13 protein-coding genes are annotated in these 17,588 nt (G+C 36.8%); 10 read left to right on the top strand and 3 right to left on the bottom strand.

The window, feature by feature from the left end:
- Positions 1-82: 82 nt before the first annotated feature.
- Positions 83-1,546 carry a hypothetical protein gene (locus tag SVZ03_13545; GenBank protein MDY6935232.1) on the bottom strand — a complete coding sequence of 488 codons (1,464 nt, stop codon included), beginning with the start codon at positions 1,544-1,546 and terminating at the stop codon, positions 83-85.
- Between the two features lie 727 nt (positions 1,547-2,273).
- On the opposite strand from SVZ03_13545, the gene def reads away from it, so the two are divergent.
- On the top strand, positions 2,274-2,783 hold the full coding sequence (def, locus tag SVZ03_13550; protein MDY6935233.1) for a peptide deformylase: 510 nt from the start codon (positions 2,274-2,276) through the stop codon (positions 2,781-2,783).
- On the top strand, positions 2,780-3,721 hold the full coding sequence (fmt, locus tag SVZ03_13555; GenBank protein ID MDY6935234.1) for a methionyl-tRNA formyltransferase: 942 nt from the start codon (positions 2,780-2,782) through the stop codon (positions 3,719-3,721). Before def ends, fmt begins: the two co-directional genes overlap by 4 nt.
- Before the next feature lie 79 nt (positions 3,722-3,800).
- Here fmt and SVZ03_13560 read toward each other — a convergent pair whose 3' ends face one another.
- Positions 3,801-3,986, bottom strand: a complete 186-nt coding sequence (locus SVZ03_13560) for a hypothetical protein (protein ID MDY6935235.1) — start codon at positions 3,984-3,986, stop codon at positions 3,801-3,803.
- A 331-nt stretch (positions 3,987-4,317) separates the two neighbouring features.
- Between SVZ03_13560 and glyA the strand changes: the two genes are divergently transcribed.
- From glyA to SVZ03_13575, 3 genes are all read left to right on the top strand, one after another.
- A complete protein-coding gene (gene glyA, locus SVZ03_13565; protein MDY6935236.1) occupies positions 4,318-5,571 on the top strand; it encodes a serine hydroxymethyltransferase in 1,254 nt (417 codons plus the stop codon).
- Between the two features lie 189 nt (positions 5,572-5,760).
- The gene (gene rsmA, locus SVZ03_13570; GenBank protein MDY6935237.1) at positions 5,761-6,594 is read left to right on the top strand and encodes a 16S rRNA (adenine(1518)-N(6)/adenine(1519)-N(6))-dimethyltransferase RsmA; all 834 of its coding nucleotides are present in this window, start codon (positions 5,761-5,763) and stop codon (positions 6,592-6,594) included.
- A gap of 211 nt (positions 6,595-6,805) precedes the next feature.
- Positions 6,806-9,343: a TIGR03960 family B12-binding radical SAM protein gene (locus SVZ03_13575; GenBank protein ID MDY6935238.1), complete on the top strand. Its 2,538-nt coding sequence runs from the start codon at positions 6,806-6,808 to the stop codon at positions 9,341-9,343.
- Between the two features lie 66 nt (positions 9,344-9,409).
- On the opposite strand, the gene SVZ03_13580 is transcribed toward SVZ03_13575, so the two are convergent.
- Complete coding sequence (locus tag SVZ03_13580; protein ID MDY6935239.1) at positions 9,410-10,726, bottom strand: inositol-3-phosphate synthase; 1,317 nt, start codon at positions 10,724-10,726, stop codon at positions 9,410-9,412.
- A 498-nt stretch (positions 10,727-11,224) separates the two neighbouring features.
- On the opposite strand from SVZ03_13580, the gene SVZ03_13585 reads away from it, so the two are divergent.
- The 5 genes from SVZ03_13585 (at position 11,225) to dnaJ (ending at position 17,559) form a co-directional block, all read left to right on the top strand.
- A complete protein-coding gene (locus tag SVZ03_13585) occupies positions 11,225-12,031 on the top strand; it encodes a hypothetical protein (GenBank protein ID MDY6935240.1) in 807 nt (268 codons plus the stop codon).
- Positions 12,032-12,142: 111 nt separating this feature from the next.
- Positions 12,143-13,213: a heat-inducible transcriptional repressor HrcA gene (gene hrcA / locus SVZ03_13590; GenBank protein MDY6935241.1), complete on the top strand. Its 1,071-nt coding sequence runs from the start codon at positions 12,143-12,145 to the stop codon at positions 13,211-13,213.
- Between the two features lie 306 nt (positions 13,214-13,519).
- Positions 13,520-14,203: a nucleotide exchange factor GrpE gene (locus SVZ03_13595; protein MDY6935242.1), complete on the top strand. Its 684-nt coding sequence runs from the start codon at positions 13,520-13,522 to the stop codon at positions 14,201-14,203.
- A 128-nt stretch (positions 14,204-14,331) separates the two neighbouring features.
- Positions 14,332-16,275 (top strand): molecular chaperone DnaK, encoded by a 1,944-nt coding sequence (dnaK, locus tag SVZ03_13600; protein ID MDY6935243.1) that lies wholly within the window; start codon positions 14,332-14,334, stop codon positions 16,273-16,275.
- Between the two features lie 171 nt (positions 16,276-16,446).
- Entirely contained in the window at positions 16,447-17,559 is a 1,113-nt protein-coding gene (gene dnaJ / locus SVZ03_13605) for a molecular chaperone DnaJ (GenBank protein ID MDY6935244.1), read from the top strand.
- The last annotated feature ends 29 nt before the right edge of the window (positions 17,560-17,588 follow it).

A 17,588-nucleotide genomic window follows, 5' to 3' on the forward strand; every position in this document is an offset into this window, starting at 1 on the left:
TCTATTAATAAAAAAGGGGGCTACCATCAAGGCCGCCCCTCAAAATTTCATAAAATGATCTCAGATCAGTATCTGTTTTCATCTACATTCTTATAATCACCTCACACGTTACCAGATAATTACTCCCTCCATAGGAATAATCGGGATTAAATAGGTTCCAGTAATTACTCGGTCCTGAAGATTCTGAAAGGGCAATGGAGTTATCAAGCCTTAACTTATGTACATCTCTATCAATAAGCTGCTGATATTGAAAACCGATATTAAATTGAATCGGAACCACCATCCCAGCCATTTTTGGTATTATAAACTCACTCCCTATAGAAAAAACTCGCTTGTCATTATCGAGAAAATTGAATATTCCATTATTGGCATCATCTTCAACAAAAGCAGGTTGATAATAATAACCACCAAGAAGGGTCAGCCATTGGTTGAATTCATAAGAAACACCAAGTTTTGGAACAAAGATATCTTGAAAGTCAGGTAATTCATAATTTACATAATTCTCTGGAGTAGTACGTTCTTCCTCCCAATATCTATGCCTGGTAGAAGAGAGTTTGTAATCAGAATATTTCTGAAATTCATAATCTGCTGAAACCGTAAGCTTTGAGATAAAGGGTGGCGTATAAGCAATACCAAAGGAGTAGATATCTGGTGTATAGTAATCACATACACCAAGCGTTAACTCAAGCTCAATATCAAGCAATTGTGTTTGTGCGACAGCATCGAGGGGATCAATTTCTACATATACTTCCCCTTTATAAGCTAGACCAAACTCGAGTCCCTCCAATATGGATGTCAACTCTCCTACATTCATATAGAGACCCAAAACAGGAGCTATTTCAGGCCCAACATCTATCTTGACTTGATAGGCTAAGGGCACATCCTCGTTACCAATAGTGACGGAATCCATTTTTATTGCTCCTTCTCCGCCGACCAAAACATTAGCACCAAAACCAATAGCAAATAGATCATCCATAAATCCAAGTCCAAGTCCAGCTATAATTGCGGGAGCAGACAACTCACGTCCATAACGAAGAAAGGTATGCGTTTTAATATCTATATCATTTATTTTTGCTATGTTTTTATCTGCCATAAGGCCCAATGCAAGCCCAAACCTTGAGGAAGATATGAAATCTGGCATTTTATAGATATTATTAAGATCAAAAGCAATACCAATACATACAATTCCTGCCTCAAGATCCTCATCCATCCTCGTCTCTCTAGGGATATCTATCTCAAAGTCAGGATTTGTGTAAAAATAGGAGATTGCAAGCTGATCGTGCAATCCTGTTAAATCGTATTTCTTATCTCCTTCAGAAGCGCTATCTCCTGTATCCTTTGACTCTACTGAATTCCTTTTAGTCTTGCCAAGACCAGCAATGTTGTAATAGGTAGCTGACCAATCGCTAGCTATTGCAGTCATTGCATTTCCCCTAGCAATCCCAGATGCTGACATGCCATGAGTATCAGCAAAGTTTGCAAATCCCTCAATTGAGAAAAAAATGGAAAAGACTAAAACACCCAATAAAACAATAAACTTTCTCATAAATGCCTCCAAATTCTTTTTATAAAAATTATTTCTATATATCAATGATTGATTAGAGTTTATTCTCTCTATCATTCATCAATTATCATTTACATTGAAGCAAGGATGTGTAACTCATTCAGTTCAGAAAAATAATGAATAAATCTCAGTATTGAACCAATCCTATGTATTGGGATAGCCTATTGGATTATTACAAAATAGAAACTATAATATGCTAAATCAACCTGCATAGACTCCCCTCCTTTCATCGGGACAGGATATTGGGGTTTTTAGTATAAATGCGAATAATATGCCACTATTTATCTAAATTTTTGATGTACTCAATTCCCTTATATATATTTTCACTATCAATAATTATAGTGGTAATTAAGATAAAATTTTATTTTTTTATTGATATTATTAATCTTAACACTGCCTGAATAAATATTCAGGCTTACAATATATATATTCAAATTAAGTATTATATACAAACATAATTAAACCGTCCAGACTTTCCTTGTCTAAAAGGTAAGAATAAAGCTTTGAGTAGTCAAAGAAAAAAAATAATTTAAGTGCATTTTTTCATTTTTCTGATAATGACGAATTCTGAAGGGAAATCATAGAGAAAACTTGACATACTCTGCTAATCTTATAAAGATATATTAATAAGAAATTATTTTAGGTTGCGATTAAGATAGATATTGATTGCTTTATTATATATAAAATTCTCCAATAAGAGGGAGTTGAAATGACATATAAACTCGTTTATTATGGCAATAGAACACTGAGACAGGTGGCTGAGGAGGTTGTTAATATTGATCAGAAAATATCTGATCTGATCGACTCAATGTATAATATAATGTATGCTGGAAGCGGCATCGGTCTTGCTGCGCCACAGGTAGATGTTTCAAAAAAGATAATAACTCTAAATCTTCAAATGTATAATGGCCCATCCTTGGCATTGATTAATCCAATAATAATTGGGAATTCTGAAGAGATTGAGCCTTATGAAGAAGGGTGTCTCTCAATTCCTGGAATACGGAAAGAGATTTATAGGCCTTCAAAGATTTCGGTAAAGGGACTTACTTTAGATGAGAAGGAGGTTCAGATTGATGCTGATGGTCTACTTGCACGAGTGCTTCAACATGAGATAGATCATCTTAATGGAATCTTCTTTACTGATCATCTTGAGGATTATTTGAGAAAAGAGCTAACATCTCAATTGAAAAAAATAAAGAAACTAAATCATGCATCATGAGAATTGGTTTTTTTGGCACTCCGGATATTGCTGCTTATTGCCTTAGTAAGCTTATTGACTTTAGCGAAATCGCCTTTGTGGTAACAGCAGAGGATAAGCCATCAGGGAGAAAACGAAGAATAGTAAATAATCCTGTCAAAGGGATTGCTCTCGATAAGGGCATACCCATATTCCAACCCATAAATCTTATTGAAGGAAGCTTTGTTGATAAAATCAAGAGGCATGAAGCTGATGTATATGTGGTTGTTGCATATGGCAGGTTGTTACCAAAAGAAATTTATACTATCCCACATTTAAATACAATAAATCTTCATCCCTCCCTGCTTCCAAAATATAGAGGTGCTGCACCTATTCAATGGGCTATATTAAATGGCGATACTGAAACCGGAATTACTATTCAATTAATGAATGAGCGATTGGATGCCGGGGATATTCTTATCCAGAAAAAGATTCCAATAGATAAGGATATGACAGCTGGGGATCTATTCAACCAGTCTCTTCCTATAGGTGTGGAACTTATCAGGGAAGTTATTGGGTTACTGGCATCTGGTATATCAACTCCTATCAGACAGAAAGAGGATGAAGCCACCTATTGTATGAAGATAGATAGAGAAATAGCTCAAATAAACTGGGGGAGAACCTCAATGGAGATTCACAATCTAGTAAGGGGGCTAAATCCAAAACCAATTGCATGGACAAACTTTAGAGGAAAGAGTATTAAGATCTGGAAGACAAGGCTAATTGATGAGGGGATTGATTGCAATATAGGGCTTGGATTTTTGAAGATTTATAAGAAGAGGCTTTTTACAAGAACCGGAGATGGCTATGTGGAGATCTTACAATTACAGCCTGAGGCAAAAAGGGTTATGGATGGCTCCTCCTTTATCAATGGGTACAGGGTTATAGAGGGTGATCGATTTGATATAATCAATGTTTAATAGTAATATACTAAGTAAAGGCGTAAAAATAGATGAGAGATCGCTTGATACTTCCGTTGTGAATAAATTCTGAAGTTTATTAATCATGGTTTTTAGATAGATAGTTGACTAAACACTCCGATCGATACTTGCAGTGTACATTTGGATCTGGGCATATGCAGGCTGTTCCCTTATCACTTTTATCACAGCATTTCCGACAATAACCATGCCCGAACTTCTGACATACTGCAACAGCATCCTCTTCTGGATGATACCTGCATTTCATATAAGACTATACTATACCCTTACAACTGTTCATTCCCCTATTCTTGAAAATACAACCAATAGTGGATTTCAAATTGGAAAGTACATTCCAACTTAACCTATAGTCTTTAAAAAGACTAATGAGAATTAGGTTAATTCTATATTAGTTAGCATCAAAATATTAAAGTTTACAAATAAATGTTGATATATTATCGTGACCAGCGTTTTTGTGTAAAGGATTTTAATAAACTTTCGATTATATGCATTTACGATGCATAAGCAAAGTCGATATAACTATCAATAAATTAGGAAGATTAGCTGTTAATTGATTTTTTTTGGGGAGTAAATGAATTATGATATCTGCGCTAGAACAGTATGATCCGCAAATTTATGAACTCATTAGGCAGGAGGAATCACGCCAAAGCGGTTCTCTAAGACTTATACCTTCTGAAAACTATGTCTCAAAGGCGGTTATGATTGCAACTGGAAGCTGCCTAACAAATAAATATTCTGAGGGCTACCCTAGCAGACGATATTATGAGGGTCAACAGGTGACAGACCTTATTGAGATGCTGGCGATAGAGAGGGGAAAGAAGATATTCAAGGCAGAACATGCTAATGTACAATCATATTCCGGTTCAGTAGCAAACCTCGCTGCGTATCATGCACTAATCGAACCGGGAGATACAATCATGGGGCTGGCTCTCCCCTATGGCGGTCATCTTACCCATGGATGGAAGGTGAGTATAACAAGTAGGGTATATAATTCTGTATCATATAAAGTTAGAGACGACAATGGCAGATTAGATTATAATATGATTGAGGATGAGGCAAAAAAGCATAAACCAAAGCTTATAATTTCCGGCGCAACAGCATATCCACGTGAGATAGACTTTGATATATTTGATCAGATTGCAAAGAGCGTTGGAGCCTATCATATCAGCGATATTGCGCATATATCTGGTCTTGTGGTAGCAGGCATCCATAAGACACCTGTGCCCTACTCTGATGTAGTATCAACCACAACTCACAAGACCCTAAGAGGTCCTCGAGGTGGCATGTTGCTCTGTAAATCTGAGTATGCTGATATCATTGATAAAGCCGTTTTCCCTGGGTTGCAGGGCGGTCCACATATGCACACACTTACAGCTATAGCAGTTGCCCTTGCTGAAGCTGATACACCAGAGTTTATTGAATATGCGAAACAGGTTGTAAAAAATGCCAAAACAATTGCTGAGAAATTGACTGAATACGGCTTTAATCTTGTCACAGGTGGGACAGATACGCATTTAATCCTAATTGATTTACGGAACAAGGGGATACCGGGCAGGAAACTTGCAAAGGCATTGGATAGAGCCAGAATCGTTACGAATTACAATACAATACCAGGGGATCCTGCTCCGCCATTCAATCCCAGCGGATTGCGTATCGGAACACCAGCAGTTACAACTCGAGGAATGAAGGAAGCGGAGATGGAACTTATTGCAAAATTTATCAATACAGTAGCCGAGAATATAGATAATGAATCAGTAATAGAAAGGGTTGGGAAGGAGGTCTTACTCTTGTGCTCACAATTTCCTGTGCCTGACCATTTTATTATAAAATAATATCATCCTAAAGGATACCAGCAGGAATTATTGAAATAACTGTACCATTATCTCCAATTATAATAGGAATAGCAAACCAAAGATAAATGTAATTGGGATAAAGCAGTTTGAACAAACTGATGCGATGTTTATAAATGTTGATAATTGTGGCCATTTTTATACTCACCTTTATATTCCCAATAATTGTTGATGAATACAAAAGATATCATCAATATATCTAAGTTGCACAATCTTCATCCAAATAAGAGATTAGGGCAGCACTTCATATGCAACAAGGATATAATAGACAGAATAATTACTGTTAGCGATATTGATAATTGTGATAATGTATTAGAAATTGGTGCTGGTTTAGGGGCCTTAACGGAAGAGCTCATAATAAGGGTCGATTCTATAACAATAATAGAGGTCGATTCAGGAATAGTAAGATTTCTTAGGGAGAGATTCAAGGAGAGAGTAGGATTAACAATCATACACGCTGATTTCTTAAAGCTCTCTTTGGATGAGCCTTTTAGCAAGACCATCTCCAATCTCCCCTATTACTGCGCTTCTGAGATCCTGTTAAAGATAGCACAGGAGTATAGGATAAGGGATGTATATATAATGCTGCAAAGAGAGATGGCAGAAAGGCTTGTTTCACAACCTGGATCAAAGGACTATGGCGCATTCACGGTTGCGATAGGTCTTTATTATAAGGCTAAGTTACTCTTTCATATTGACAAAAGCTCTTTTTTCCCAAAGCCGGATGTCGCATCATCATTTGTTCATTTAGCCCTTAAGGATGATTGTGACCTCACCCAGGATGAGATAGATATATTTCATAAAGTAGTAAGGGCAGCATTTTGGGGAAGAAGAAAGACAATCGTAAATGCTCTTGCTGAATCACCACATCTTAAGATATCAATTCATTTGATAAAAGATGTGCTAGAAGAGTTGAATATTGATCATAGAATAAGGGGCGAAAATCTGAATATTCATGATTATATACAATTGACCCAAAAGCTATGCCAATACATAGTTGCTTAGGTTGTGAGGTATCATAGGTTGACGATTTTCCTGCAATAAAGGTGATATTAAAGGGATTAACTTATATTTAATCGTATAGATTCCATAACAGGTGGTACAAAGCCTTTTTTTACGCCGGTAATTACAGACAAGGAATTTTGAGTATAGTAATTGATCGTTATAATTAGAATCTGCTATTTCATTTTTTATTAATTAACGGTACCATACAAGTATGGGAAGAATAAACATTTCAACCATCAACAAGCTGGTATTTGATCTTCAGAAACCTGCAAGATATGTTGGTGGTGAATTTAATCAAATCGTAAAACAAGATACTTTTATTCATATGGCTATCAGTTATCCAGACCTATATGAGATTGGGATGTCCAATAATGGTATAAGAGTGCTTTATGACATTGCCAACAGCCTGGAGGATGTTTCTTGCGAGCGAGTCTTTGCTGTGCCCGATGACTTTGAGAAAAAGATCAGAGAAATAGGTATCCCATTATATACACTGGAGAGCTTCACTCCACTCTCTGAACTCGATCTTATAGCATTCAATATTTCTCATGAGTTGCTCTATACAAACATCCTGCTGATTCTTGACCTTGGAGATATCCCTATACTTGCCAAGGATAGGGATGATTGTCATCCTATTATTATCGCTGGGGGTGAGGCAACCTCGAATCCCGCCCCAATGAATGAATTCATTGATGCCTTTTTTATTGGCGATGGAGAGGAGGGAATAATCGAGATAATAGAAGCAATAAGGATTTCAAAGCGCGAGTCCTTGAATAGAACTCAGATTATCGATCTCTTGGATCAGATAGGGGGTGTATATATACCCTCTAAATATCGATTTGTTTATAATGGAGGATTATCCAGAATTGAAGGGAAGATTGTCAATAAGAGGATTTATCGAGGTGAACTCAAGGATCCTATTAGGCCTATCTTGCCGAATATTAGGATTACTCAGGAACGAAGTGTAATTGAGGCTACCAGGGGATGTAAAAATCTATGCAAGTTCTGCCATGCCGGGTATTATGACCTCCCCTATAGAAATATTAAACCAGAGATATTGCGCGATCGTATCTTTCAAATAATTGAAAATACAGGTTACAGCGATTTGACACTGTCGTCTCTATCAATTAGCGATTACAGATTTTTTGAAATACTACTCAATTATATTTTGCCCCCTTTGACTGAAAGGGGGATATCAGTTTCGCTTCCATCGATGCGGGTTGATAAAAGGACCCTCCCAATAATTGAACAGATGTCGAATATAAGAAAAACCTCTCTCACCTTTGCTGTTGAATCTGCATCAGATGAGATAAGGAGGATGTCAAACAAGAGGTTAGAAATTGAGGATCTCCTATCAATTGTAAGGCATGTTTTTGATCGAGGTTGGAGGGTTTTAAAGTTATATTTTATGATTGGTCTTCCGGGTTGCAATGAGCATGATGAAGCATGCTCAATAATTGAACTTTTAAAGAGAATATACAAGATAGCTGGAAGAAACAAGAGGATCAATGTGACGATATCGCCATTCGTGCCAAAACCACACACACCCTTTCAATGGGAAGGCCAAATGGATGTTGATTATAATGAGGGTATAATCAGAAAGATTAAGCGATCCCTGCCTAAAGCAATTGAGATCAAGAATCATGATGTTAGGGCATCTATCCTGGAAGGTGTATTATCTAGGGGGGATATATTTTTAGGCAGGGTAATTAGCGCATCTTATAAGGATGGCTGCCGGTTTGATTCATGGAGGGAGCATTTTCATTTCGATGTATGGGAAAAAAATCTTAATGATCTTATTCCAGATTGGGATAAACACCTCTCACCCAGGGATGAGGGTGAAATGCTCCCCTGGTGTTTCATAAAGACTGGTTATGAAAAACTAATAAAATTTAATAAGGAAAAGATCTCATGTCGGCCAAAGGATAATATAATAGATAGGTTATATGATACCGAGTTTAATCCCAATGTGTTCAGGAAGTCTTTGGATGTGTTTAAACTAAAATATGATGTAAAGCAGAGAATCAGAATAAAATTATCAAAAAGGGGTTTAGCCAAGTATATCCCACATATTGACTTTATTGAGATAATAAAGAGGGCCTTAAGAATGATTGATGCCCCTGTTGCCTTTACTCAAGGCCATAATAAAAGGGAAAGGATCTCCATGGGATATCCCTTGCCAGTAGGGATTGAGAGTATATGCGAGTTATGCGATGTTGATCTATACGGCGGCTTCAGGATAACTGAAGCGATTATAGCACTTAATTATAGATTGCCAAAGGGGATAGGTGTTGTTGACATGAGATTTCTCAATAAGAAAGAATCAATAATGGCTGTGACCTCAGCCATGGGGTTTTCTATTGATATAGTAAAGGATGAATTCTTTGAAAAATGCAAAGAAAATATCAATTCAAAGATTGATTTTATAAAGGATGGCGCAAAGGGCTCAAGAAGAATAAAATTTCATGATGCAATCATAGATTATACAACAGAAATTAATCAATCCAATCATTATACAGGATCAGAGGAAGATCCCAATTTCCTCAGATCAACGCTAGAAGGCGAGGACTCAGCCAACAATCCTAGAGTGATGGATGTGAGGATTAAAGTGGGAACAGAGAACTCCATGAGGATTGATAAGATTATCCTTGCATTATCGGAAACAGATTATAGCCAGTTTTATATGTTCAATATTCTAAAGACATCTCAATATAGAGTGGAAAATAATAATATTGTGGAGATTGATTAATAACCTTAATGGCCGATCCTCGAGTTGAAATCCTTTGCTTTTCCTGTTGATATAGTAAACTGTCAATCAATCGTATGATTCAGAACCCAGATAAGTAACTGGCGGGATATTCATCAACCAACGAAGAGTATTTTTAAGTTTCATCAATTGAACAAAGAGATCATGTATGGGTTGTTGGCCGGTCTCATAGATTGGGCTCTTCCAATAAAAGGATAACCAATCCTGAATGCCATACATTGATGCCCTCTGTGCAAGATCAAGGAATAGGGCTAGGTCAAGGACAATTGGGGCAGCAAGAATTGAGTCTCTGCAAAGAAAATCAATTTTAATCTGCATCTGATAGCCAAGCCATCCAAAGATATCGATGTTGTCCCAGCCCTCTTTATTATCGCCGCGCGGGGGGTAATAGTTTATTCTTACAAGATGATAATAATCATCGTATAGATCAGGATATAGTTCAGGTTGAAATATTTGATCTAATACAGAGAGTTTGCTGACCTCCTTTGTCTTGAAGGATTCAGGATCATCAAGCACTTCGCCATCCCGATTCCCAAGTATGTTAGTGGAATACCAGCCATTGAGGCCGATCATTCTAGCCTTTAATCCAGGCGCAATGATGGTTTTTATTAGGGTTTGGCCTGTTTTAAAGTCCTTTCCGCTTATGGGAACCCTGTTCCTGTCTGCCAGTTCCCTGAGGGCAGGTATGTCAATACATAGATTTGGCGCGCCATTAGCAAAGGGTATTCCTAAATCAAGGGCAGCATAGGCGTAGATCATGCTTGGGGCAATATTCTCATCGCTTTCCTTTAACCCCTTCTCAAAGTTCTCCAATGTATCATGCACACCAGGCACAATTCCTTGAAATATTTCAGTGCTTCCGCACCATATCATTACAGCCCGGCTTATATTTTTTTCTTCTTTAAACTCTATTATGTCATTTTTTACCATCTGGGCGAGATCCCAATAAGAAGGAGCATCCTTAATCCAATCACCATCCAACTTTTTTACATAGTTTTTATTAAATACAGCCTTCCAGGGCTTTATGCAGGATAACTCTTCCTTTACAAGATCAATTTGTGATTGTTGGAGCACCTTCGCCTTTGATGCAACCTGATAACAATTATCCTCAAAGATATCCCATCCGCCAAACTCAAGATCGCTTAAATCAGCAAGGGGTACAAATTCGTTTATGTTTACATATTTTGCATTTTCGCCTTTGCTTACTCTAATTTTTCCCATTTGGGATAATGAACCTATGGGAGTATTAAAACCCTTCAATATCAGTGTTACTCCCGCGATAAAGGTTGAGCTAACAGCGCCAAGTCCTGGAATTAGAATACCCATTTTCCCATTTGGTTTAATTATTTCTGAATTTGTTTCCATTATTCCTCTATAGGCAATTATTGATATCTTAAGAGTATTGGATTAGTTATATGTCTTCAGCACAGGATTTTTTAGTGTATAGGGTGTATTGCTTAGGTATTCTAATACCTCTTCACCTTGTATCCACATCTGAATCCTCAAATTTTTCCTTGTTAAGCGATAAGGCTTGACATTTAGAACAAAAGGAATGGAATTCCGATGCAGTTAAAGAATTCACCTGAATCGAAGAATTGTTTTTCAATAATATATAACTGGCTTCTTTACAAGATACAATTATTGCAATAGTTAATATTATATAGTATTATGATAAAATAATCTATCTTTGATCTTATCAAAGATATTGACCTAATAGTAATAGTCAAGGAAAAATGTCAATAATTTTAAGAGATCGCAATAGTTTTGCTTGAAATTTAAAATATCTAAAAGTATAAAATGATCAATGTTTTTAATAAGAATCATAATAAAGATGCAAATGATTATTTATAGCAGGATCTTTATATGACAATAACCAGAGCTGAAAAAGCTGCATATAATGACTATATCAAAGAGTTTAAATCAGAAATTGATGAGTCAAACAGGAAGATTAAAGATTTGGGCAACAGGAAGAGAAAGATGTCATCAATTTCTTCTTATTACAATCTTGAAATTGTGTTAGAGACAATAAAAATAATTATGCTCTATATAAATATAAGTGATGTTTCTATTGAAATGCTTCATATTAAGAATGAAGGCTTCCTGAATAATGCAAGAAAGGAGATCTATAAGGTTCTTCAACTTATGGAAGAGATAGTAGGAAGCTCAATAGACCATCCACTAAAGGAGAACGAAGAATATATAAAAAAAATTGATAGGGTTAATCCTAAACAAGTACTTAATATTATACAGAGTATTCATAATTATGTAAATACGCTGATTGAAAGATTTGGGGAAAGTTCAAAGTGGAAATGGTCCTTTGTAGATATACAGGGAAGGGTTGCAGTAATCACCAAGAATATTGTAAATTTTTCAGATTTACAAAAATATAGAGACCCAAGAACAGAGTATTATAGAGAGAGACAGGATTTGTTAAAGCTTTGTAAGCATAGTCTAAATGAAGCCGCTAAGCATTATAGAAATCGATATGAGTTATCATCACAAGTTCCGGGTGATATAATTAAGTCAATTGATCTTCTTGTCTTTTTGCGGAGGATTAATGTACTATTTGGCGAATCAGATGAGGCTGCAAAATTAAAGAATACTATTGATGCCTTAAAGGCAAGAATGGAGGCTGAAGAGAAGAAAAAGGAAAAAAAGAAAAAAAAGTGATTTTTATATTATAAAAGTTGACAATAACTTTTTTTTGACTTGACTATATCTTTTTTTTTCAGTAAGCTATTAGCACTCACCGTAGCCGAGTGCTAATCTGAGCGAGGGTATATGATGGAAAAATCTTCAATACCAGAGAACATCTTAAACGAGAGAGAATCTGCCATTCTGAGGACAATTATCTATGAGTATATATCAACAGGCACACCGGTTGGCTCGAGGTCTTTTGTTCAGAAGTATTCATTCTCAATTTCACCTGCTACCATGAGAAATATAATGTATGACCTTGAGGCAATGGGATTTTTGATTAGACCTCACACATCAGCTGGTAGGGTTCCAACGGATAAGGGTTATAGATATTATGTAGATCAATTGTTAGATTCCTATGTTCAAATAGAAGACAACAAGACACAAGTAAAAGAAATATTTAGAGAAGAACTAATAAGAAGAGAATTACATTTAGATAAGCTTTTTTTGGCTGTTACAAAAATGCTTTCACTGGCGTCAAAGTATGCTGGAGTTGTGCTTACTCCCAATCTAGATTATACAATCGTGAAGCATATTGAACTTATATCACTTGATAATAATGAAGTATTATTTGTGTTAGTAACGAGAACCGGAATGGTATATAATAAAAGGGTCACTATTTCGGCTAAGGTTACGCAAGATGAGCTCTATAATAACTCTAAATACTTGACAGGGGAGTTGTGTGGTTACTCCATGTTCGAAATTAAAGAAGAAATTTTTCAAAAACTAAGAAGCAATAGTATGATCACTACAAATGAGGAGGTTGCCTTGGATATTGCTGAATTAGCATTATCCAAGAGTGATGCACCAGAACTCCTTATAGATGGGATCGAAAATTTATTACACATCCCTGAAATGGTTGAAAATGAACGACTGAAAAGTCTTCTTCATCTCATTGAAGAGAAAAAGATTTTAAGAGAGATTATGGAGAGAAGTCTCTATATGGATGGTGTAACCACACTCATTGGTGATGAGATTGCTGGGGATGATATATCAGGATGTAGCATAGTAACTTCTGCATATAAGATTGGAAATAAGAATGCAGGTGTAGTTGGGGTAATTGGACCAACAAGAATGGATTATGAGAAGGTAGTCCCTTTAGTGGGTTATGCCGAGAACAGGGTGTCCGCCTTTTTAACCAATATATCTAGATAATCTTCGGTTGTAGGGTCTATAATATGCTCAAGAGGTGATTGAAAAGAATCGGTTCAACCAAAGAGAAATGAGATGTATTTACGCTATTAAACTATGGCTAAAGTGAGTTTTACACCGCTATTCATTCCATACTTGATAAGATTTTGTAGTTTTAACAATTGATTAAAATACAATTCCTCTCTCAATCCAAGATGAGTTGGGGTAATATCTATTATTTTAATATGAATAAAATTCAATTAGCAGAGGGAAGCAAAATATATGGAAGTAAGTCAATTCCTAAAAACTTGTAGTGCTGAAGGAGAAGTTATGGTAAAAGATAAGCCAAGAGAATACGATTATAATGAAGAATCTAAAAATAAAAATGAATCAAAGGGGGATATCTTAAATGATGAGATAGAAGATCCTTGCTCAGGGGAGACTAAGAGTCAAGGGGATATAATCAATGAGGACAAGGACATACCAATCACAGAAAAACAAATTGAGATTGAGGGAACAGAGACCATAAACAATGATTTACAAAAGAAGGATGAAGAAATACAATCATTGATGGATCTATTAAAAAGAAGACAGGCAGACTTTGAGAATTACAAAAAGAGAAGGATTAAAGAGCAGGAGGAATATAAGCAGGTAGTAATTAAGGACATCGCTCTCGACATTTTAAATATCAATGATGATCTTCTACGAGCCATTGACGCAGCATCAAATTTTTCTGATCAGGACTCACTTGAGCAGGTTCATAGATCCTTTGTTGAGGGAGTGCTTATGATATCAAATAGAATTGAAGATTCATTAAAAAAATATGGAATTATCGAAATTGATTCTATTAATCAAGAGTTTGATCCAAGTCTCAACGAAGCAGTAGAGATTGATATGAGTGAAGATGTCAAAAAGGACACAATAACAAAGGTATATCAAAAGGGATTCCGTCTTAATGATCAGGTTTTAAGATGTTCAAAAGTAAAGGTAACAAAATCAAAGAAAATGGAATAGATGTAATTAAATGACTTAGATAATAATTATTAAGATGAGTTAGTAACTTAATAGCTAATATGTATATGTTTTTTATCATACTATTTTAGAGAACTATTTATAATAAATGTATAAGAAGGAGAGAAGAGATGAGTAAAATAATTGGAATCGATCTTGGCACAACCAACTCATGTGTTTCGGTTATGATGGGGGGAGATTATATTGTTATTCAGAACTCTGAAGGGCAGAGAACCACTCCATCCATTATAGCTTTTACAGAAAAGGGAGAGAGATTAGTTGGGCAGGTTGCCAAAAATCAGATAATTACAAATCCAGAAAATACTATACGGTCTATTAAAAGATTTATGGGAAGAAGCTATTCAGAAGTCATGGAAGAGATGAAGATGGTCTCATATAAGATAATAGATGATGGGAAGGGTGGTATAAAGGTTAAAACAGGGGAGGGTGAGCTTACACCGCAGGAAATATCCGCGAGAATACTACAAAAGATGAAGCAGACTGCCGAGGACTACCTTGGCGAAAAGGTTGAAAAGGCTGTTATTACTGTACCCGCATATTTTAATGATGCTCAAAGACAGGCAACAAAGGATGCAGGTAAGATTGCGGGGCTTCAGGTTGAACGAATTATAAATGAACCTACAGCGGCATCCTTAGCCTATGGATTGGACAAAAAGGGTAAAAACGAAAAGATAGCTGTTTATGATCTTGGAGGGGGAACCTTTGATATTTCAATTCTTGAATTAGGGGATGGTGTTTTTGAGGTAAAATCAACTAACGGTAATACCCATCTTGGTGGTGATGATTTTGATCAGCGGATAATGCTTTGGTTGATTGATGAGTTTAAAAAACAATCAGGAATTGATATTTCAAATGATAAAATGGCATTGCAGAGATTGAAAGAGGCCGCTGAAAAGGCAAAGATTGAATTATCTGGCAAGCTGCAGACGGAGATCAATATACCCTTCCTAACAGCAGATCAGAGCGGACCAAAGCATATGGTGATAACATTGACAAGGGCAAAATTTGAGCAACTAGTTGAAGATCAGATATCATCTACAAGGGAGCCATGCATCAGAGCGTTGGAGGATGCAGGGTTGACCCCTACTGAAATAGATGAGATTATACTCGTAGGAGGATCAACTAGGATTCCTGCTGTACAGGAGCTTGTGAAGAATATATTTGGAAAGGATCCAAATAGGGGTGTGAATCCCGATGAGGTGGTAGCTATTGGCGCTGCTATTCAGGGTGGGGTGCTTGCAGGAGATGTACATGATGTGCTCCTTCTTGATGTAACTCCTCTCTCTTTGGGAATAGAGACCTTAGGGGGTGTTATGACAAAATTGATTGACAGGAATACAACGATTCCGACTAGGAAGAGTCAAATATTTTCCACAGCAGCTGATAATCAGCCGGCAGTTTCAGTGCACGTGCTGCAGGGGGAGAGAGAGATGGCCACCCAGAATAGAACGCTTGGTAGATTTGACCTTGTCGGAATTCCTCCCGCACCAAGGGGAGTCCCTCAGATTGAGGTCGCTTTTGATATTGATGCAAATGGTATTGTGCACGTTTCAGCTAAGGATCTTGGAACAGGGAAGGAACAGAAGATAAAGATTGAGTCTTCCAGTGGATTATCGGAAGAGGAGATCAATAATATGGTAAAAGACGCGGAGATGCATTCGGAAGAGGATAAGAAGATCAAGGAACTCGTAATAGCAAGAAATGAAGCTGATGCCTTTATATATTCACTAGAGAAGATGATAAAGGAGAATGAGGATAAGGTTGATCCAAGCGAGAAGCAGCAAATTGAATCTCAAATAGCTCATCTTAAAAAGGCGATGGAATCTGATGATATTAATGCTATTAAGGATGCTAAAAATAATCTTGAGCAGGCTTCACATAAATTTGCTGAGAGAATGTATAAGGAAACGGCTTCGCAACAACCTCCACAAGAGGAGAATAGAGACTCAAATAGCGATGTCCAAAGTGAACCAGAAATGGAGGGTGAAAGTGGTGATGAAAAGGTATATGATGCTGACTATGAAGTCGTTGATGATGACGAGAAAGATCGTTAGGCCCATTACTCCATAGCTGTGTATGTGACAATTGATATTAATTATAAAAAATGATTGTAGGGATGTTACTATCATCCATTCATATAGGGAAATGATGATATATTTCTATATCTTTTTCATACGGGTTAAGATGTTACCATTTGAAATTGATTATAGTAAAGAGAGGTGGAATTGGCTTCAAAAAGAGATTATTATGATGTCTTAGGTATAAAGAAGAATGCCGCTGATGATGAGATCAAACAGGCATATAGAAAGCTTGCATTAAAGTATCATCCGGATAAGAATAAGGGAAATCCTGAGGCTGAAGACAAGTTTAAGGAAGCGACTGAGGCTTATGAAATTCTGAGGGATCCCAAAAAAAGGGCAGCGTATGATAGATACGGACATGATGGGGTAAGCGGATTTGAGGGTTTTGGCAGAGGTGCCTATACCGATTTTTCAGATATCTTTGGCGATCTAGATCTAGGCGATATTTTTGAAAGCTTTTTTGGATCCGGTATGGGAGCCAAGACCAAATCCAGGAGGGTAAGAAGGGGAGCGGATATTCAATATGATCTTGTAATTACGCTTGAAGATGCGGCATTTGGTAAAGAGGTCAAGATAGAGGTGCCTAGGGATGAGACTTGTCCTTCATGTGATGGGACAGGATCTGCCTCAGGCACTAAACCTTCAGTTTGTCCAGTATGTAATGGTACGGGTAATATTAGACAAACTCAGGGCTTCTTTTCAATTAGCCAAACCTGTTATAAATGTAGAGGCGATGGTAAAATAATCACTAGCCCTTGTAAGACCTGTAGTGGTAGAGGACTGGTGCCAAAGCGAAGAAATATATCAGTTAAAATACCCCCAGGGGTGGAATCCGGTTCCAGATTAAAAATTAGTGGCGAGGGGGAACAGGGGCCTCATGGTGGTCCAAGCGGGGATTTGTATGTATTTATGCATATACAAAAGCATAACGTCTTTGAACGACATGGGAATGACATTGTCAACATTGCAGATATATCCTTTCCTATGGCTTGCCTTGGTGGTGAAATCCAGGTCCCAACCATTTCCGGAAAGAAGGCGAAGATGAAGATTCCACCTGGAACAGAAAATGGCCAAATCTTCAGACTAAAGGGTAATGGCATCCCCTATCTTGGATCATATGGCAAGGGAGATCAATTAATAAAAGTTAATCTGATTGTGCCCAAGAAATTAACGCCAAGACAGAAGGAATTGTTACAAGAATTCGCAAAACTGGATGGAGAAAGAGTAGGATCATCTTCAAGGCAATTCTATGAGTAAGCCATTATTGAAGAAAAGGTTATTTTAAT

It is taken from the genome of Spirochaetota bacterium (assembly GCA_034190085.1).
Classification (GTDB): Bacteria; Spirochaetota; UBA4802; order UBA4802; family JAFGDQ01; genus JAXHTS01.

Bases quoted from the DNA above. Each gene is read 5' to 3' on its own strand.
- SVZ03_13545 (MDY6935232.1), bottom strand. From the start codon at position 1,546: ATGAGAAAGTTTATTGTTTTATTGGGTGTTTTAGTCTTTTCCATTTTT.
- def (MDY6935233.1), top strand. From the start codon at position 2,274: ATGACATATAAACTCGTTTATTATGGCAATAGAACACTGAGACAGGTG.
- fmt (MDY6935234.1), top strand. From the start codon at position 2,780: ATGAGAATTGGTTTTTTTGGCACTCCGGATATTGCTGCTTATTGCCTT.
- SVZ03_13560 (MDY6935235.1), bottom strand. From the start codon at position 3,986: ATGAAATGCAGGTATCATCCAGAAGAGGATGCTGTTGCAGTATGTCAG.
- glyA (MDY6935236.1), top strand. From the start codon at position 4,318: ATGATATCTGCGCTAGAACAGTATGATCCGCAAATTTATGAACTCATT.
- rsmA (MDY6935237.1), top strand. From the start codon at position 5,761: ATGAATACAAAAGATATCATCAATATATCTAAGTTGCACAATCTTCAT.
- SVZ03_13575 (MDY6935238.1), top strand. From the start codon at position 6,806: ATGGGAAGAATAAACATTTCAACCATCAACAAGCTGGTATTTGATCTT.
- SVZ03_13580 (MDY6935239.1), bottom strand. From the start codon at position 10,726: ATGGAAACAAATTCAGAAATAATTAAACCAAATGGGAAAATGGGTATT.
- SVZ03_13585 (MDY6935240.1), top strand. From the start codon at position 11,225: ATGACAATAACCAGAGCTGAAAAAGCTGCATATAATGACTATATCAAA.
- hrcA (MDY6935241.1), top strand. From the start codon at position 12,143: ATGATGGAAAAATCTTCAATACCAGAGAACATCTTAAACGAGAGAGAA.
- SVZ03_13595 (MDY6935242.1), top strand. From the start codon at position 13,520: ATGGTAAAAGATAAGCCAAGAGAATACGATTATAATGAAGAATCTAAA.
- dnaK (MDY6935243.1), top strand. From the start codon at position 14,332: ATGAGTAAAATAATTGGAATCGATCTTGGCACAACCAACTCATGTGTT.